A 19,674-nucleotide genomic window follows, 5' to 3' on the forward strand; every position below is an offset into this window, starting at 1 on the left:
TAATGGAATTAAATTTTAGAACAATATTAATAATAATTAGTGTTATCGTCATTGGTGGCATTTATTTTCATGGTCGTTTAAAGATCCGCAAGGGTGGTAAAAACCCTTATAAACTCAAAGCAAAAGTTGTAGAAGACGATTTTGCCGAAGATGTTGATCGTAACTACGATACCCAAGGTTTTGATCAAGACGGAGTAGGGCGACCTAAACCGGTAACTCTTGACGCTGCTGAAATGCCAGAGCTTACAGAGCAACAGTCTGCTGAGTTGCAAGCCAATACACCTCCTCCTATCGAAGAAGAACAACTAGCAGAGCAAGCGCCGAGCTTTGCAGATATCGAAGTGTTAGAGCAGTCAACACCAACACCAGAGGTTGAAGCAGAAGACGTAACTAAAACAGAAGCCGTGTTTGAAGACCCGGTTAGCGTTAAGAAAAGCTCTGTAGAGCAAGTTTCTGAGACTAACATCAAGCCAGAGCAGCTAGACGAGTCAAATGAGCCAGTATTTACGATGTCTGATGCAATCGTTGAAGATGAATTGCCTGCTATGAGTGCGATACAAGAAGCTGAGCAAGATGTAGCTGTTAAGGAGCCGGTAAAAGCCAAGCCTAAAGCTAAAGCGCCAGCAGAAAACGCACAACCAGCTGGCAAAGTGAAAACTCGAGCTGAATTAAAACGTGATCAACTTGAAATGGATTTTGATCGCGCCAATAGCAATCGAAAAGTTGAAATAGAGCAAGAAGTCTTAGCGTTATCGGTCGTTGTGAATGAAAATCAGTTAATTTCTGGTGCGGCTTTATTGCCTAATTTTTTAACGCTTGGGTTAAAGTTTGGTGAAATGAATATTTTTCATCGTCACCAAGATAATGCCGGCAACGGTAAGATCACCTTCTCTGTCGCCAATATGGTAAATCCTGGTACATTTGATTTGGACAACATGGAAAGTTTTGCCACCAAAGGCATTACTTTGTTTATGACACTACCCAATGCCGGCGACCCGGTAAAAGTATTTAAACAGATGCTTAGCGCAGCGAAGCAAGTTGCTAATGAATTTGGCGGACAAGTTTTAGATGGTCAGCGTAGTGTTATGACAAAACAAACCGAACAACATTATTTAAGCAAAATTAGAGAATTTGACCGAAAAGCCCGATTGGCCGGCTACTAACCTCTCTTATGGAGCCTCCTCAATAATGGAGGCTTTTTAATTCATCGACGTATAATTTTCTGTCTTCCGTTAATCAAAATAGTAAAACCTAATGTTAAATTTTAATACAAAGCAATTATCGATCATTGAGCAACTAAACCTGTCGCAAGACGTTTCTGTTGTAGTGTCATTGTTTAATGAGCAAGACGTAAGTCAATTATCACTGAACAATCTATTAACTGTGCTTGAAACTGCTAATGCTCTATATCGCTCGGGCCAACCGATTATTGATGATCAGGTTTATGATACTGTTTACTTGCAAGAATTAAAAAATAGAGAGCCAGAACACTCATTTTTGAACACGGTTGAACCCGAAGTTGTAATTGATAGTAAAACCGTTGCACTGCCCCAGAAGATGCTGTCTACAGACAAAGCCTATTCATTTGAAGAAATTAAAAAGTGGATAGAGCGCTTACTCAAAGCAGCGGGTGAACTTAGTATTGATGATTCAAAAATAGACATTAGAGTTACTCCAAAACTTGATGGCTATGCCGCTTTTGATGATGGCTCTAAACTATATACTCGTGGTGATGGTAGCCGCGGACAAGATATCACCAGAGCATTTAACCGCGGTCTCAAAGTTGCTGAACAAGGCGGCCGAGGGCAGGGACCTGGCGAAATTGTGATCAAAAAAAGTTATTTTGACAGTGTGTTAAGTGATAGCTTTGAAAACTCCAGGAATATTCAGGCCGCAATCATTGCTGAGAAGAAAGTTGATAAAGCCGTGCAAACAGCGATAGATGCCGGTGCTTGTGTCTTTTATCCGTTTTCATTAATTACCAATTGGACTGGACATTACAGCGAAGTATTGAGCGATTTTGAAGCCATTGTTGAGCGCATATGGAATGCGGTTGATTATGATATTGACGGTGTTATTTTTGAAGTAACTAATGATGAAATAAAGCAGCATATGGGGGCAACAAGACACCACCATCGCTGGCAGATCGCCTTTAAAGTGAATGATGAGTCAGCAGAGGTTAAAGTCCTTAGGGTGATCCCGCAAACATCAAGAACAGGGCGGGTTTCTCCGGTTGCTGAATTAGAGCCAACAAAATTGAGCGGGGCAACTATTAGCCGCGCAACTGTGCATCATTATAATATGGTTAAAACCAATGGCGTTGGTCCAGGAGCTGTTGTGCAACTGGTTAGGAGTGGCTTGGTTATTCCTAAAATTGAAAAAGTAATAACTTCGGTAACACCCGAACTACCGATAGATTGTCCTAGTTGTGGTACTCATATTTTATGGGAGTCTGATCATTTAGTTTGCCCGAATAAAACTGACTGCCCAGCACAAACAGAAAACACCTTAGTTCACTTTTTTAAAACGTTGGGTAATAACGATGGTTTTGGGCCAAAAGTTATTGAAAAACTGCATGAACATGGACTCAAACGAATCCATGAAATCTATGATGCTGCAAAAAATAATTTTGTCGGCTTTGGCTTTGGTGACAAAACCGCCCAAAACCTAGTTGACCAATTAACAGCAAGCAGAGAGATAGAAATAGAGGATTGGCGATTTCTTGCTGCATTTGGTGTAAGTAGGCTTGCTGGCGGAAATTGTGAGAAACTGTTACAGCATCATTCCCTAGATGAGCTTTTTGCTGCCAGTGTTGAAGATTTAGTCAAACTCGATGGTTTTGCCCAAGTTAGTGCTGAAGCTATTGTTGAAGGATTAGAAAACGTCAGAGAAGAATACTTTAAGGTTAAATCATTAAACTTTAACTTAGCCATAACAACTAAGGTTTCTGAACAAGCAGCGGTTGAAACTCCAGTTTTTGGTAAGGTTCTCGTATTCACCGGCACTATGCTACAGGGCTCTCGTGGCGATATGGAAAAACAAGCCAAAGCACTAGGTGCAAAAGTGGCTAAATCGGTCTCAAGTAAAACCTCTTACCTTGTTGCCGGCGAAAAAGTTGGTGCCAATAAAATCAACGCAGCTAAAGATAAAGGGGTAACTGTGTTGTCTGAGCAAGAGTACCTTGAATTATTGGCGAACAATTAGTGATGAATCAACTTGATTACACATCCTTAATGGCTTGATTTTCTATTACTTGAAATGATTTACTTGCGGTTTCTTTATTTGCAACTGTTATCATTGCCTTAGCCAACACAAACGCTTCAATAGGTTTTACCGATTTTAGTGGACCGATAAATACAAATGAGAACACCTTACAAGCAATGGCTGTAAAGTGTTCTAGCAGCCTAAACTCTTTTCGCTCGCCCAATAATAAACTTGGTCTAAACACGAAGGTCGTATTTAAATTTAATGTTTTTATTGCGGTCTCCATTTTACCCTTTGTCTGGTTGTAAAATGACTTGGACTTAGGGTTTGCTCCTAATGCACTAATCACTAAAAACTTATTCACGGCATGCTTTTTGGCTAATTTAGCAATATTAACAACTAAGTTATGATCTATATTAGTAAATGCCGTTCTACTGCCTGCTTCTTTGATTGTTGTGCCTAAACAGCAGAACACTTCATCTACGGCGAACAAATCTTCGTTACTATTTATGTCATCAAAATTGACAATTACTTGGCTAAGTTTTTCATGTTCAATGTCTAAATAACTCCTGACGGCAATAACAACACGATTATAGTGACTATTTTCTAACAATAGTTGTAAGCAATGTTGGCCTGTGAGACCTGAAGCACCAAATAGTAAAACTGATTTCATCGAGAATACTCTTTCATATTTTCTTTATATTATTTTGAAGTAAAGAATAGCATTTTTAGACTAATTTTTAATTAAAGAATGAATGAAAATTCATGTGAAATTTTTATAAATTTTTTATTAAAAAGTGCTTGCAAATTTTAAGGGCAATAAAAATAAGGGGTGCGAAAAGTTATCCACTGTTTCTGTGCAAAACTTTTTATTTAGCTAACTTAACTACTGTAATTATTATGTAACTGTTATGTAATCTTACAAAATTCTGTAATTGTAAATCATGGCTTACCTTATAGTCCCCATTTTATAAGGGGATATGAAATTGTGCACAAGGTTATCCACAGGTGTTGTGGGCAATTAATAGCGCTTCTAGATTTAACAAGATTGGGTGTTTTGCATAATATTCAACAAAAATGAATAATTGAAGTTGCTGATAAAATAAATAACTTGAACGAAAAGTTAAAAAATAATTGGCACAGTTTTTAATATTTGAACTTTAATTATACATAATACTGTATATTGCTACAGGCCATAAGTTAAAGGCGTTGTGGAGTGTTTGCCTTAAATGTTTACTACGAAATGCTTGTCAGTTAGAGCTGGTGTTTTAATTATCAAGAATAAGCCAATAAAAATAAGGACTTTAACGAATGTTGAAATTTAATTTGTACAATAAAGCAATTTGTTAAGCAGGGTAATAGTTTAATAAATGTAAATGTTGGCGCTGTATTTAACAATTAAACTTAGTTATCAACAGCGTCAAAAATCTATTATTTGAGCGAATAAATTAATCTAGTTTACTTTTTTAGCAACGAACATGCCGACAAACATAATGAGTATAAAGACTAATATTTTTTCGTTTCCAAGACTTAGGTTAGCTAAGGCTGGTCCTGGACAAATTCCTGCAACACCCCAGCCAATGCCAAAAATTGCTGCACCAATGGTTAGTTTATTATCTACTTTCTTATTAGAGGGCAAGTCAAATGTATTGCATGCAATAGGCTTTGTCATTCGTCGAACAAGTAAATGGTAGCCGAGAATATAAATAATTAATCCACCACCCATTACGAAGGCTAAACTAGCATCCCATTGGCCAAAAATATCAAGAAAATTGATTACCTTTTGTGGGTCAACCATTTGCGCAACTGTTAAACCTGCCCCAAAGATTAAGCCGCAAATTAAAGCAACCAGCTTATTTATTGATGTGTCATTTGGTAATGTCATCGTTAGGCTCCAAAGATGTGGCGAATCAGATAAACGGTAATGATTGCTGAACTCATAAAAATTATTGTTGCAACAATTGAACGTTTTGAGAATCGTCCTATGCCGCAAATTCCATGGCCGCTTGTACAACCCGAGCCATAGCGTGAGCCAAAGCCAACTAAAAAACCACCGGTGATAATCGCTGGCCAACTAAGATCAATTTGTTGAGGTAAAGAAAAGCCAAAGGGCATGACCAATAAAGGTCCAATAATTAATCCGAGTATGAAAAAGACCTGCCAGCTTAATGTGATAGGGTATTTACTGAATACTTGCGCAAATATACCTGAAATGCCGGCAATCTTACCATTTAGCAATATAAGCAGTAGCGCTGAAAAACCGATAGTTAGTCCGCCAATTAACGCGGTAAAAGGAGTAAATTCTGTCATGCTATACCTACTGAGTTTTAATTGTTATTGTATAGTTTAATTCATCTATACTTTATCATTTTAACTTATTATGTCTAGAAAACTACCTGCACTGCATTTATTTAACATTTTCGAATCCGCAGCAAGATTGGAAAGTTTTAAACTTGCCAGTGAGGAGCTGTTTATTACGCCATCAGCGGTAAGCCATCAAATTAAATCATTGGAGGAGTTTATTGGATTTGAGCTTTTTATTCGCAAGTCTCGCGGGGTTAAAGTTAATGCAGCAGGAAAAATATATCTAGACTATGTCCAACAATCATTAGCCCTACTCGAACAGGGGACGAAATCCGTTAAGAGTAAATACTTGTCACCCAGCCTTAAAATCTCAACGTTTCCAACCATGGCTGCCAATGTGATCATCCCACAACTGAACTCTTTTCAACAAGCTCATGATGATATTGATATTAGAATAGAAACAGGAATGAGCGTTGCTGATTTACGATATGAAGATTTTGATTTAGCGATCCGAATTGGGCATGGAGATTGGGAAGGTGTTGAAGCTAGAAAGTTAATGGATATTCAAATTGCTGCAGTGTGCACAGAAGGTTTTGCTAAAAAATATAACTTAACTGATTTGTCACAATTAGGTGATGTGCCGCTTATCGATTTGTCTAACATGGACAATGTTTGGCAAACCTGGGCTACTAGATTTGATATTAATGATTTAGCATTGAAGCATAAGTTAACCTTTAGTAACTATGATACAGCCTTACAAGCAGCAGAACAGGGGTTAGGTTTAGCTTTAGCCATGATCCCTATTGAAAACTTATTATTAGAACGAAAGTTACTTATTAATCCATTTGGTATTACTTCGCAGTATGCTTTATCACTTTACGCAGTTTATCGTAAAGAAGATAAGGACCGACATGAAATACACTGCTTTTTAGATTGGTTGGAAAAATTCCCTGCACTAGAAAATTAAAATAACAAAACAGGTTTGTTTTTAAAATCTTATGGGTGAATTTAATTCATCTATAGAGTGAATATTATCCTTTTGTCAAAATATCGTTCTATTCCTATTATTAGCCTTACCAACAAAGTGTAAGGACAGGAAAATGATCACTCGCAGCCAAATAACCTTTTATCGTGTAATCGCTTCAATCATAGTAGCAACACCATTAATTATCGAAGTAACTTTTCAATGGCAAATATTATATGCTTTATTGTACCTGCCATTAGCAAGTTTAACTTTGGCGATAATAGCCAAATATGTGGACTTTAAATTAGTGGGCGTATTGTTGTTACAAGAAAAACAACAATATTTAACCAACAAAGTATTACCGCTTACAAAACCTGTTGAGCAAATGGAACAACGTGCGGCCTAACTGCAGCACGTTGATTGAGTACTTAGTGTGGACTTAAAAATAGCAGTGCATTTTGTTGATCAATTTCAAATTTAAAATGCTGTAAAAAGTTCATCCCTAATAAACCATCAGCTTTGTTTAGACCATCTAAATCCATAACAACAACTTCAAAATCATATACCGCTCTGCCTGCAATCCAAAACTCATCGATGATTATTGAGAACGCGGCCTTATTACCTCCTGCGGTGTTGATGTTTAAATTTCGTTTTGTTTCAATCGAATCACTGCGAATGAGTTGCTGATAAAATGCTGTGGATATCACCGTTAAAGATGCGCCGGTATCAATCATCAGGTGCGAAGTATGTTGGTTGTTAAATGTTGCTTCAACAATAAAATGTTGGCCATGTTGATTTAATGCTACACCTTCTTCGGATAGAATAATTGAGTCGATTAATGTATTCAATGCGTTAATTTCGCTAACATACTTTTCTGGAAACTTAATGTTTTCTAAATAATTAATCGCTGTGTCTATTTCGTTAAGATGGATGTAGGCTTCAGCGAGTGCAATTTGATAGGGTGGGTAGTCAACTTCATTCGCGATAATTGCTTTAGAAAAGTTAATGATGCGTTGCCATGCTTTTTGAATTTTTAATTCATTTCTATATTGTTGAAAAACCTTATGGGCTTGATGACTCCATATTTCTTCTTTATCTTGATTAAATGCATTAGCAATTAACTGATAATATAAAGATATTGCTTCTTCTGGCTTATTCACTGCAATAAGCCATTCTATTTTAAGCTGTAGCCACTGCTCATCTACGGGAAAACGCGCTAAATATGCCTGCAAAAAACTGCTTAGCAAACTAAATTTTCGTTTGGATACCCATTGTTCGCCAACAGCTAACCATTGCTCATTTATTAAATCACTGCTTGTTTGGTTGATGACTGCAATTTGTTCTAGGTGGTCTATTGCGGCAATAAATTGATTGGCAAAAAATAATTGCTCAGCTTTAGCAATTAATAAATTAAGTTCCTGAGATTGCTGGTCAGTGAGTTGAGAGTTACTTTTAACCGATAACTGGGCGTTTTTATCGGTGTCAGAGGTGTTAATAGAACCACTAATAGCATCGGTGTTGTGTTGTCCGCTGGTATTATGCTCTGTATGCCTGAAAGAACTTTCTTGTGTCAGCGTTTGTACATCCATTTTTTTTAATAAATAGATGTTGGTACCAATAGATATAGTTAACAAAATACTTAGTAGAACAACGAGTTTAACGTTCAAAATTAATCCTTCGTAAATGAACAAAAGTTATTAACTGTTTATTGATGAAACGCAGTAAATTGACTAGTGTTATTTTCTAATAATCCCTATAGTAAAGTGTAATACTCATTAAAGTAAGCCTTTGATTTTAAATAACAGACTTTAAATACTCTATGCATCAAATTAAACATAAAAGAAGTCTTCACTATTATTCTACTGAATTTGGTTTTAAAGCTAAGTTTGATGCGATGGCCAGTCCTTGTGAAATACTCATTAATTCAGTCGATAAAGCTATAGCCGAACAAGTTGCACAAACGGTTGCAAATGAGGCATGGCGTATTGAAGATAAATTCTCCCGATACCTAGCGTCGAGTTCTTGTTCAAAAATAAATGCAAGTAATGGGCATGCTGTAGTAATAGATACTGAAACCTTTAAGTTACTCGAATTTTCCAAGCAATGTTTTATTATTAGTGATGCTGCATTTGATATTACCTCTGGGGTTTTACGCCAAGCTTGGAATTTTGATGGTAGTGCGAATATTCCTAAACAAAGCAAAATAAATGCGCTATTGCCTAATGTTGGCTTTGATAAAGTTGTATTAACAGAAGATTCGATCACCCTTAAACCAGGAATGGAAATTGATTTAGGCGGACTAGGTAAAGAGTATGCTGTCGATACCAGTTTACAACTTACTAAGAATATAACGAGTAGCCCTGTGCTCATTAACTTTGGTGGTGATATCGCGGTAACAGGAAGGCAAGTTTCAGGTCAACCTTGGAATGTTGGCATAGAGCATCCTGGCTTTGAAAATAAACAGCCGCTGCTTGTGTCAATTAGCTCTGGTGCAATTGCAACCAGTGGCGACGCCAGGCGCTACTTAATAAATAATGGGCAACGTTATTCACATGTTTTAGATCCAAAAACAGGTTGGTCAGTGTTAAATGGGCCAAAATCTATAACGGTTGCAGCGCCCAACTGCATACAGGCAGGGTTTATCGCAACACTTGCATTGTTGCAAGGTAAGAACGCTGAACAATATTTAAATGAACAAGAAATAGATCACTGGTGCGTTTGGTAGTAGAATGGCTGAGTTCATTGTTTTATTTGCAAATTAACCCATAATTGGTTACATTTTTAAGTAGATAAAACTTTGTTTTTTCAATAAAAAACTTTTTTATTTGATAAAAATCATGTATTTTCACACTAAGCCGTTTTTAACAGCTATAATGAAAGTTCTGAACAACGCGTAAATTAATACAATTTAAATTAAAGAGAAGAATATGAGTAAAGGTACAGTAAAATGGTTCAACGCCGATAAAGGCTTCGGATTTATCACTCCTGAAAATGGCGGCAAAGATTTATTTGTTCACCATTCAGAAATCCAAAGTGGCGGCGGTTACGCAACACTTAACGACGGTCAATCTGTTGAGTACACTGAAGGCGAAGGCCAGAAGGGACCATGTGCTACTAATGTGATTCCACTTTAATTTAAATTAAAGCTTACATTTAGTATTTATAAAAACGCCCATCACATTATGTGTTGGGCGTTTTTTACTTCAGGGATGAGGGAATGCAAATCGCCAGGGATGGCAACAGATTTGTAACTTCAGGGATGAAGGAATGCAAATCGCCAGGGATGGCAAAAGATTTGTAACTTCATGGAAGTGCTTATCCTCCCGTACCATGGATGGAAAAAGGGAGGGTTAACTAAGGGGGTTCTATGAACTTCGTTTCTCGTCTCTAGTGCCCCATTTTTTAGTCTTTACTGTTCAGCAATCCAGTCGTTTACCTTTTGTTCTAATATACTTAGAGGTAAAGCACCATTGAGTAATACAACATCATGAAATTCACTGATATCAAAACGCTCACCGAGTAGCTTTTCTGCTTGCGCTCTAAGTTCAAGTATTTTTAGCATACCTAATTTATAGCCCAGCGCTTGTCCTGGCCAAACCATATAACGTTCTATTTCAGCTTTTGCTTCTGAATGTGGCGCGCCGGTATGTTCAATCATATAAGCGATAGCTTGTTCACGGGTCCACTTTTTATGATGCAGACCGGTATCGACGACTAAGCGTACGGCTCTAAATATTTCAGCCTTTAGACGCCCTAGGTTGCTATACGGATCTTGCGCATACATCCCCATTTCATAAGCAACTTGCTCAGCATATAAAGCCCAGCCTTCTACATAGGCATTATAAGCGGCAAATTTTCTTAGTAATGGCAGTTTTGTTTGAGCCATATTCAGCGATACTTGCCAATGATGACCCGGATTTGTTTCATGAAATGTTAACGTTGGCAGGTCAAATTTAGCCAAGTTTTCAATATCTCTTAAGTTGATCCAAAAAATTCCCGGTTTTGAGCCATCTAAACTGGGGTTGGTATATTGACCGCCAGAATTACCTTCTTCAACCTCTCGAGGGAACGCTTTCACTTCGACGTTATAGCTGATTGGCGTTTTAAACTGTGTGGGCATAATTTTATTTATCGCGTCAATTTGAGCGGTTAAATCTATAATGACTTGTTCTCTATCTTGCTCTGTATCTGAATAGGAAAACCTTGGTTCTTTTGCCAGTGCTATTAATCGCTGAGCAACACTGCCTTGTGTATAGTTAAATTGTTGTAATATTGAATCCATATCGGCACTAATTCGGGAGACTTCCTTAAGGCCCAACTGATGAATTTCATCAGCCGTTAAATCTGAATTACCCTGAGTTTTAATTGTATATTGATAAAATTCTTCGCCACCTGGCTGAGCCCAAATACCATCAGAAGTAGGGGCTTTGCTTTGTACTCCTTTAACGGTATTTGTTACTTGGATAAATGCTGGGTATATTTTATTTGCAAGTATAGTTTGCGCTTTACTAATAAATTGCTTTTTATCTGCAGCGTTGATTTGCGGTGCTTTATCTAATGAATCACTAAAGTGAGTAAGTAAGGTATTATTTTTAACAGCAACGTCGGTATAACCGGTTAAATATTCGATGCTGGATTTAATGATGGCCGCTGGTGGGATCCAGCCTTGTTGACTGTCTTTAATAAATACTTGTTCAACTTCTTTAATTTGCTCTGCAAAACCTTCTAAACGGTTAATATAATCATTAGCACTTGCAATTGAGTTGATTGTTTCACCGTTGGTGAATGTAAAAAGGGTATCGATTAAAGGGCCATTTATTTGACTAATAATAAATGGCTGATGACCAAAGTATGAATCAATAAAGCCAATATCATGTTTAGGAGAGCCTGCAAAGTAGCCAAATAAGTTAGCCATTACCCGGCGATTATCTTCATCAACGTCTTCGTGATTACTTGCGAGATTCGTTAAAGCGTTAGCTGTTTTTGCTAAGTCTTGTTTAAATTGCTTTGTTGTTTCGATGTCATAACTATCGAGTTGGTTTTGATAATAAAAGCCGACATCAGCATTTGTAATGCCAACCATCGAGGCAAATTGCGGTTTATACTTAAAAAATACTTTTGTTGATATATCGATTGTTTCATAAAGTGAGATTTGTTCTGGCTCAGCAATGGAGGTGATCACTTCTATTTTTGGCTTTTGCTTAGTTTCAACTACGGTAATGATTTGCTCTTGATCAGAGCAACTCATGCAAAGCAGTGTTAATGGGATAAATATAACCGATACTAATTTCATCATTTCGCCTGTTAACTATTAATATAAATAGTTTAACTGAATAATTTTAATAAGTTATATAATTTTACTTTGTTTGTGTTGATGAAACTTTTACAATAAAAGTAGAGTCGATAAACAAATAAAAGACGAGACGCTCACATATGAAGTATGCACTTTTAATTACTATTACCATTTTCACTTTAGTTGCTTGTAGCACATCGCCAACGGGCAGGAGGCAGGTCCTTCTGCATTCATCCAGCGAACTAGATAAGATGGGAGCTCAATCATTTGAGCAAATGAAAGAACAAGAAGCCATCAGCAAGGACAAAAATGTTAATCAGTTTGTTCAATGTGTTGCTAATGCGATTACCCCCAATGTTAAATCGACGGTACATAAAGGTGAGTGGGAAGTTGTTGTATTTGATTCCGAGCAAATTAATGCTTTTGCATTACCTGGCGGAAAAATAGGAGTCTATACTGGCATATTGAATGTGACTGAGGATGCTGCCCAACTTGCCGCTATAATTGGCCATGAAGTTGGTCATGTAATTGCGCAACATTCGAATGAGCGATTATCGTCAGACCAATTATCAAAAGGTGCTTTAGTTGTTGCCGGCGCTGCAGCCGCATCGAGTGATGTCGATAACAAAGCACTAGTCGTAGCCGGAGCTGCTGTTGGTATGAAATACCTCCTTTTAATGCCATACGGTAGGGCGCATGAATCTGAAGCTGACATTATTGGTCAAGAGTTAATGGCAAAGTCAGGCTTTGATCCAAGAGCAAGTGTGAAATTATGGCAAAATATGGCAAAACTAAGTAAAGACGCGCCGCCAGAATTTTTCTCTACCCATCCCTCTAATCAAACTCGAATTTCTGGATTAACTAAGCATCTGCAATTTTCAGAGCCATTGTACGCTCAGAGAAACGCTAACCCTGATTGTATCAAACCAGTTATTCCAAAACCCAAAAGCAAAACAAAACCTGCAAGCAAAGACGAGGGTGATTCGAAAAAAGGCTAAACACTAATTAATTTTTAAAATCCCTAAAAAAATAGCTTGTTTTTTAGGGATAACCTCTACAGTAATGGCCTTTACTATGCTAAACTTGCCGCCGAATTTATTCCGAACAAGAAAGAAATATGTCTGATTTTACAAGTATTGAACAACGCGTAAGTTACGGCGTTGGCCGCCAGTTAGGTGAGCAGTTACGTAACAACCCTTTTAAAGACTTTGAAGTTGCCGCTGTACAGGCCGGTATTGCTGATGCTTTAGCTGATGCTGCTAGCCAAGTAAGTCAAGAAGACTTACAAGCTGCTTTCACTGTTGTGTCTGAAAAACTACAAGCACAAGAAGCTGAATTAGCCAAAGAAGCTGCTTCTGCAGGCGAAGCATACTTAGCAGAAAATGCTAAGCGTGAAGACGTTATCGTGACTGAGTCAGGTCTTCAGTATGAAGTACTTGTTGCTGGTGAAGGCGAAAAGCCTACTGCAGCTAGCACTGTTAGCTGTCATTACCACGGTACGTTTACTGACGGTAATGTGTTTGACTCTTCTGTTGAACGTGGTCAACCGGCTGAATTCCCAGTTGGTGGCGTTATCGCTGGTTGGACTGAAGCATTACAATTAATGTCTGTTGGTTCAAAATGGCGTTTACACGTACCATTCAACTTAGCATACGGTGAGCGTGGCTCACAGGGTGCAATCCCTCCTTATGCTACACTAGTATTTGACGTTGAGCTTTTAGCTATCGTTTAATTCTATTGAAAAAGCCGGGTATTCCCGGCTTTTTTGTAAAAGAAACTCACGTTTCTAACGTAAACACTTTTGCAATACCGGTTGGTAAGTTGGTATTGCAAAAATGTTTAATAACAAGAAGAGAATTAAAAATGACAAAAGTTGCCATTTTAGGTTGTGGCGGCCGTATGGGTCGAAATTTATTACAAGCTGCACTAGAGCATGAAAAAATTGAATTGGTAGGCGGTTATGTTCGTCAGTCATCAAGTTTAAACGGTGTAGATGCAGGTGAACTTTGTGGTTTAGGGCATAAAAATTGCCCCGTAACCTCAGATCTTAATGACTTAGTCGCTGCTGATGTGTTTATCGACTTTACATCAATCGAGTCTACAAAAATGCACGTAAAGTGGTGTAATGATAATAACAAGGCTATTGTCATTGGTACTACAGGTTTCAATGACGATGAGGTAAGTGAGTTACAACAACTTGGTAAAGATATACCGGTAGTGTTAGCACCTAACACCAGCGTTGGCGTTAACTTACTGTTTAAGTTATTAGAAATTACATCAAAAGCCATCGGCAATGACAGTGACATTGAAATTTTTGAAGCTCACCATCGTTTTAAAAAAGACGCACCATCAGGTACCGCAATGAAAATGGGGCAAGTAATTGCTGACACATTAAATCGTGATTTAAACAAAGTTGCAGTATACGGTCGTGAAGGCATAACTGAAGAACGAGCCAAAGATACTATTGGTTTTGCCACTGTACGTGCCGGCGATATTATCGGTGAGCACACTGCATTTTTTGCTGATCTTGGTGAACGCTTAGAAATTACTCATAAAGCTACATCAAGAATGACATTTGCGCTTGGTGCAATGCGTGCAGCTACATGGCTCAAAAATGCACCAAATGGATTTTTTGACATGCAAGATGTACTTGGATTGAAATAGATAACTATCCGTTTTAGCGGTTTGAGCATGTTTTTATAATTAGTTGCAATAAAACTGCAAAAATCTTTTAAATTGTTATAGACGAATTGAGCTGTAACACGTAGAATACGCCGATTTTGCCAAAAAATAATTTTTGGCATGAAATATACATAATAATTGCTGTTTGTTTGTTAGTTTCGGCAAACGTCTAGTGGTTATTGATACTTTGATTCATTATGGAGGTTAAATTGACTAAATCTGCCATCTTGGTACTGGAAGACGGTACTATTTTTAAAGGCACTGCTATTGGCGCAGAAGGCTCATCAGTTGGTGAAGTTGTATTCAATACAGCAATGACTGGCTACCAAGAGATCTTAACAGACCCATCTTACGCTGAACAAATCGTCACTTTGACTTATCCCCATATCGGTAATACCGGTACCAACGCTGAAGACGCAGAATCTGCGGATGTTTGGGCTAAAGGTTTAATCATTCGTGATTTACCACTTTTAGCAAGTAATTTCAGAAATGAACAAAGCTTGAGTGAATACCTCATCGCCAATAATATTTTGGGTATCGCTGATATTGATACACGCAAACTTACTCGCATATTACGTGAGAAGGGTGCTCAAAATGGTTGTATTCTTGCTGGTGACAACTTAAACGTTGATGAAGCATTAGCACAAGCAAAAGCATTCCCAGGCCTAAAAGGCATGGACCTAGCAAAGGTTGTTTCTGTTAAAGACGCTTACGAGTGGACAGAAGGCAGCTGGCAATTAGGTAAAGGTCACGTAACACCTGATGAATTTCCTCATCATGTTGTTGCCTATGATTTTGGCGCAAAACGCAACATATTACGTATGTTGGCAGATCGTGGTTGTAAACTTACTGTGGTACCAGCACAAACTTCTGCAGAAGAAGTATTGGCAATGAACCCAGATGGTATTTTCTTATCAAACGGACCTGGTGATCCAGAGCCATGTGATTACGCTATCACGGCAATTAAATCATTCCTTGAAACAGATATTCCAGTATTTGGTATTTGTTTAGGACACCAATTACTAGGTTTAGCAAGTGGCGCTCAAACTGTAAAAATGAAGTTTGGTCATCACGGAGCTAACCATCCGGTTAAAGATATTGAACGTGATGTTGTAATGATCACATCGCAAAACCACGGTTTTGCTGTTGATGAAAGCAACTTACCAGATAACTTAACGGCAACGCATAAATCATTATTTGATGGTTCTTTGCAAGGTATTCACCGTACTGATAAGCCTGCGTTTAGCTTCCAGGGTCACCCTGAAGCAAGCCCAGGACCACACGATGCAGCGCCTTTGTTTAATCACTTCATTGATTTGATTAACGCACGTAAAGCCCAATAGACTGATTAGATAGAGTAGATATAATGCCAAAACGTACTGACATAAAAAGTATTCTTATATTAGGTGCAGGTCCAATTGTAATTGGTCAAGCCTGTGAATTTGACTATTCAGGTGCACAAGCGTGTAAAGCTTTACGCGAAGAAGGTTACCGAGTAATTCTTGTTAACTCAAACCCTGCAACTATCATGACTGACCCTGAAATGGCCGATGCAACTTACATCGAACCAATTCACTGGGAAGTTGTGCGCAACATCATTGAAAAAGAACGCCCAGACGCAGTATTACCAACAATGGGTGGTCAAACGGCACTTAACTGTGCACTTGAGCTTGAAGCTAAAGGCGTACTTAAAGAATTTAACGTTGAAATGATTGGTGCTACTGCTGATGCAATTGATAAAGCAGAAGACCGAAGCCGTTTTGACGTAGCGATGAAAAAAATTGGCTTAGATACGCCGCGCGCTAAAATCGTTCATTCAATGGACGAAGCGATTGCTGCATCGGAATACCTTGGTTTCCCATGTATTATTCGCCCATCATTCACTATGGGTGGTACCGGTGGTGGTATCGCTTATAACCGTGAAGAATTTGAAACCATTTGTACTCGTGGTCTAGATTTATCGCCAACAAGCGAGTTATTGATTGATGAATCATTAATCGGTTGGAAAGAATACGAAATGGAAGTTGTTCGTGACAAAAATGATAACTGTATCATCATTTGTTCTATCGAAAACTTCGACCCTATGGGAATTCATACTGGTGACTCTATTACAGTTGCACCAGCACAAACACTAACGGATAAAGAATACCAAATCATGCGTAATGCATCGGTTGCGGTATTACGTGAAATTGGTGTTGAAACAGGTGGTTCAAACGTACAGTTTGGTATTTGTCCTGATACTGGCCGTATGGTTATTATCGAGATGAACCCTCGTGTTTCTCGTTCATCAGCATTAGCATCAAAAGCGACGGGTTTCCCAATTGCTAAAATCGCTGCCAAGTTAGCAGTAGGTTATACGCTGGATGAATTAAGTAATGATATTACTGGTGGTGCAACACCTGCATCATTTGAACCAACAATCGATTACGTAGTAACTAAAATTCCTCGTTTCAACTTCGAGAAATTTGCAGGCGCAGAAGACCGTCTTACTACCCAAATGAAATCAGTTGGTGAAGTTATGGCTATCGGCCGTAACCAACAAGAGTCAATGCAAAAAGCATTACGTGGCTTAGAAGTTGGCATGAATGGTTTCGACCCTGTGGTTGATGTTACTAAACCAGGTGCTAAAACTAAGATCATGCACGAATTGCAAGAAGCTGGCGCTGACCGTATTTGGTACGTAGCCGATGCATTTCGTTTAGGATTAACGTTAGAAGACGTGTTTAGAACCACAAAAATTGACCGTTGGTTCCTAGTACAAATTGAAGACATCGTTAAAGAAGAACAAAGCGTTTACGATGGTGGTATGTCAGGTTTAACTACCGATTACTTGCGTAAACTTAAGCGTAAAGGTTTCTCTGATAAGCGCTTAGCTGATGTTATCGGTGTTGCTGAAAGTGAAATTCGCAAGAAACGTCACAATGCAGAAATCTTCCCTGTATACAAACGTGTTGATACTTGTGCGGCAGAATTCAGTTCAGATACAGCGTATATGTACTCTACCTACGATGAAGAGTGTGAAGCCAACCCAACAGATAATGATAAAATTATGATCATTGGTGGCGGTCCAAACCGTATCGGCCAAGGTATTGAATTTGATTACTGTTGTGTACACGCCGCATTAGCTCTACGCGAAGACGGTTATGAAACTATCATGGTTAACTGTAACCCTGAAACGGTTTCAACTGATTACGACACATCAGATAGATTATACTTTGAGTCTGTAACGTTTGAAGACGTATTAGAAATCGTACGTGTTGAAAAGCCAAAAGGCGTTATTGTGCAATACGGTGGTCAAACACCACTTAAATTAGCACGCGCTTTAGAAGCGGCAGGTGTACCAATTATCGGTACTTCTCCTGATGCAATTGATAGAGCAGAAGATCGTGAGCGCTTCCAACAAGCCGTTGACCGTTTAAGCCTATTACAACCTGAAAACGCAACAGTTACTTCACTTGATGAAGCAATGGCAAAAGCGGAAACAATTGGCTTCCCATTAGTTGTACGCCCTTCATACGTACTTGGCGGTCGAGCGATGGAAATTGTTTACGACTTAGCTGATTTACGTCGTTACATGACCGAAGCGGTAAGCGTATCTAATGACTCACCAGTATTACTTGATCACTTCCTAGATGACGCGATTGAAGTAGATATCGACGTTATTTGTGACGGCACTGATGTTGTTATTGGCGGTATCATGCAGCACATCGAACAAGCAGGTGTTCACTCTGGTGACTCAGCATGTTCATTGCCTCCATACAGCCTTTCACCTGAAATTCAAGATGTTATGCGTAAGCAAGTTACTGCATTAGCGTTTGAACTTGGCGTAATTGGTTTAATGAATACGCAAATGGCCGTTAAAAATAACGAAGTTTACTTAATTGAAGTTAACCCTCGTGCAGCTCGTACAGTTCCGTTTGTTTCAAAAGCAACAAGCATTCCTTTAGCTAAAGTGGCAGCTCGTGTTATGGCTGGAACTTCACTGAAAGAGCAGGGCATTACAACGGAAGTTATTCCAGAGTATTTCTCAGTTAAAGAAGTTGTTATTCCATTTAACAAGTTCCACGGTAGTGATCCTTTAGTTGGCCCAGAAATGCGCTCAACTGGTGAAGTGATGGGGACCGGTGATACGTTTGAAGAAGCTTATGCAAAAGCCAACTTAGGTGCAGGTGTTACTTTACCTAAAACAGGTCGAGCGTTAATTTCTGTTCGTAACAGTGATAAAGAGCGTGTTGTTGATTTAGCGAAACAACTAGTTGCTTTAGGATTTAAACTTGATGCAACCCACGGTACAGCAGTTATTTTGGGTGAAGCAGACATTCCAGTACGATTAGTAAATAAAGTACACGAAGGTCGTCCACATATTGTTGATAGAATTAAAAACAGTGAGTACAGTTATATTATTAACACCACTGAAGGTCGTAAAGCGATTGAAGATTCTAAGCAAATTCGTGGTTCAGCTTTACGTTATAAAGCAACCTATACAACAACACTAAACGCTGGTTTTGCTGTTTGTATGGCGCATTCTGCAGATGACAGAAACAAAGTTAACTCAATTCAAGAATTACATGAAAGGTGTCAATAATGTCAACGTATCCAATGACAGTTCAAGGGGCTGATGCTCTTAGAGAAGAACTGGTTTACTTAAAGCAAACTAAGCGACCTGAAATTGTTGCTTCTATTGCTGAAGCTCGTGAACACGGCGATTTAAAAGAAAACGCTGAGTATCATGCTGCTCGTGAAGAGCAAGGCTTTTGTGAAGGTCGTATTCAAGATATTGAAGGCAAGCTGGGTAATGCACAAGTTATCGACATAACTAAAATACCAAACACACATAAAGTGATTTTTGGTGTGACAGTAACTTTACTAAACATTGATACCGATGCTGAAGTAACTTACCAAATTGTTGGTGATGATGAAGCCGATATTAAGAACAATCGCATTAGTGTTAACTCACCAATTGCGCGTGCACTTATCGGTAAAACGGTTGACTCAGAAGTTGAAGTGAAAACACCTGGTGGTGTAGTAGAGTACGAGATCATCTCGGTTGAGCATAAATAAACCACATTGATTTATACACTAAAAAAACCTGCATTTTGCAGGTTTTTTTATGTCTATAGTTACCAGCAACGAGCAAGCTTTTTAACATTCCAACTTTCTGCCTTTTAACTATCTCCCCTTATTAACAGCATCAATATATGAACTGTTATACCCGTAAAACTTCAAC

The 19,674-nt window shown here is 38.4% G+C and carries 17 protein-coding genes; 12 read left to right on the forward strand and 5 right to left on the reverse strand.

Translation table 11 applies throughout. From position 1 onward, the window contains the following. Window positions 1–2 precede the first annotated feature (2 nt). Window positions 3–1,163: a cell division protein ZipA gene (gene zipA / locus RI845_RS07145; RefSeq protein ID WP_348389046.1), complete on the forward strand. Its 1,161-nt coding sequence runs from the start codon at window positions 3–5 to the stop codon at window positions 1,161–1,163. A gap of 91 nt (window positions 1,164–1,254) precedes the next feature. Next, the gene (locus tag RI845_RS07150) at window positions 1,255–3,204 is read left to right on the forward strand and encodes a helix-hairpin-helix domain-containing protein (RefSeq protein WP_348389047.1); all 1,950 of its coding nucleotides are present in this window, start codon (window positions 1,255–1,257) and stop codon (window positions 3,202–3,204) included. 16 nt (window positions 3,205–3,220) lie between these two features. Here the strand turns inward: RI845_RS07150 and RI845_RS07155 are convergent, their stop codons facing one another. From RI845_RS07155 to RI845_RS07165, 3 genes are all read right to left on the reverse strand, one after another. Beyond that, on the reverse strand, window positions 3,221–3,877 hold the full coding sequence (locus tag RI845_RS07155; protein ID WP_348389048.1) for an NAD(P)H-binding protein: 657 nt from the start codon (window positions 3,875–3,877) through the stop codon (window positions 3,221–3,223). Between the two features lie 780 nt (window positions 3,878–4,657). Next, the gene (locus RI845_RS07160; protein WP_348389049.1) at window positions 4,658–5,089 is read right to left on the reverse strand and encodes a YeeE/YedE family protein; all 432 of its coding nucleotides are present in this window, start codon (window positions 5,087–5,089) and stop codon (window positions 4,658–4,660) included. A gap of 2 nt (window positions 5,090–5,091) precedes the next feature. Continuing rightward, entirely contained in the window at window positions 5,092–5,514 is a 423-nt protein-coding gene (locus tag RI845_RS07165) for a YeeE/YedE family protein (protein WP_348389050.1), read from the reverse strand. 70 nt (window positions 5,515–5,584) lie between these two features. Here RI845_RS07165 and RI845_RS07170 point away from each other — a divergent pair, with 70 nt between their 5' ends. Together RI845_RS07170 and RI845_RS07175 are read left to right on the forward strand one after the other, a co-directional pair. Continuing rightward, window positions 5,585–6,475 (forward strand): LysR substrate-binding domain-containing protein, encoded by an 891-nt coding sequence (locus RI845_RS07170; protein WP_348389051.1) that lies wholly within the window; start codon window positions 5,585–5,587, stop codon window positions 6,473–6,475. Window positions 6,476–6,608: 133 nt separating this feature from the next. Beyond that, entirely contained in the window at window positions 6,609–6,878 is a 270-nt protein-coding gene (locus RI845_RS07175) for a hypothetical protein (RefSeq protein ID WP_348389052.1), read from the forward strand. 22 nt (window positions 6,879–6,900) lie between these two features. On the opposite strand, the gene RI845_RS07180 is transcribed toward RI845_RS07175, so the two are convergent. Beyond that, window positions 6,901–8,139 (reverse strand): retropepsin-like aspartic protease, encoded by a 1,239-nt coding sequence (locus RI845_RS07180; RefSeq protein WP_348389053.1) that lies wholly within the window; start codon window positions 8,137–8,139, stop codon window positions 6,901–6,903. 152 nt (window positions 8,140–8,291) lie between these two features. On the opposite strand from RI845_RS07180, the gene RI845_RS07185 reads away from it, so the two are divergent. Together RI845_RS07185 and RI845_RS07190 are read left to right on the forward strand one after the other, a co-directional pair. Then, complete coding sequence (locus RI845_RS07185; protein ID WP_348389054.1) at window positions 8,292–9,197, forward strand: FAD:protein FMN transferase; 906 nt, start codon at window positions 8,292–8,294, stop codon at window positions 9,195–9,197. A 202-nt stretch (window positions 9,198–9,399) separates the two neighbouring features. Next, window positions 9,400–9,606: a cold-shock protein gene (locus RI845_RS07190; protein ID WP_348389055.1), complete on the forward strand. Its 207-nt coding sequence runs from the start codon at window positions 9,400–9,402 to the stop codon at window positions 9,604–9,606. Window positions 9,607–9,881: 275 nt separating this feature from the next. Here the strand turns inward: RI845_RS07190 and RI845_RS07195 are convergent, their stop codons facing one another. Continuing rightward, entirely contained in the window at window positions 9,882–11,768 is a 1,887-nt protein-coding gene (locus RI845_RS07195; protein ID WP_348389056.1) for a DUF885 domain-containing protein, read from the reverse strand. A gap of 137 nt (window positions 11,769–11,905) precedes the next feature. Between RI845_RS07195 and RI845_RS07200 the strand changes: the two genes are divergently transcribed. The 6 genes from RI845_RS07200 (at window position 11,906) to greA (ending at window position 19,508) form a co-directional block, all read left to right on the forward strand. Further along, on the forward strand, window positions 11,906–12,763 hold the full coding sequence (locus RI845_RS07200) for a M48 family metallopeptidase (protein ID WP_348389057.1): 858 nt from the start codon (window positions 11,906–11,908) through the stop codon (window positions 12,761–12,763). A 119-nt stretch (window positions 12,764–12,882) separates the two neighbouring features. After that, complete coding sequence (locus tag RI845_RS07205) at window positions 12,883–13,497, forward strand: FKBP-type peptidyl-prolyl cis-trans isomerase (protein ID WP_348389058.1); 615 nt, start codon at window positions 12,883–12,885, stop codon at window positions 13,495–13,497. A gap of 131 nt (window positions 13,498–13,628) precedes the next feature. Continuing rightward, window positions 13,629–14,429, forward strand: coding sequence for a 4-hydroxy-tetrahydrodipicolinate reductase (gene dapB, locus RI845_RS07210; protein ID WP_348389059.1), 801 nt, complete (start codon window positions 13,629–13,631; stop codon window positions 14,427–14,429). Between the two features lie 227 nt (window positions 14,430–14,656). Beyond that, window positions 14,657–15,790: a glutamine-hydrolyzing carbamoyl-phosphate synthase small subunit gene (gene carA / locus RI845_RS07215; RefSeq protein WP_348389060.1), complete on the forward strand. Its 1,134-nt coding sequence runs from the start codon at window positions 14,657–14,659 to the stop codon at window positions 15,788–15,790. A 23-nt stretch (window positions 15,791–15,813) separates the two neighbouring features. Beyond that, a complete protein-coding gene (gene carB, locus RI845_RS07220) occupies window positions 15,814–19,032 on the forward strand; it encodes a carbamoyl-phosphate synthase large subunit (protein ID WP_348389061.1) in 3,219 nt (1,072 codons plus the stop codon). Further along, entirely contained in the window at window positions 19,032–19,508 is a 477-nt protein-coding gene (gene greA, locus RI845_RS07225) for a transcription elongation factor GreA (protein WP_348389062.1), read from the forward strand. The genes carB and greA overlap by 1 nt, the downstream gene beginning before the upstream one ends. Window positions 19,509–19,674 lie beyond the last annotated feature (166 nt).

Source organism: Thalassotalea nanhaiensis (assembly GCF_031583575.1).
GTDB lineage: Bacteria > Pseudomonadota > Gammaproteobacteria > Enterobacterales > Alteromonadaceae > Thalassotalea_A > Thalassotalea_A nanhaiensis.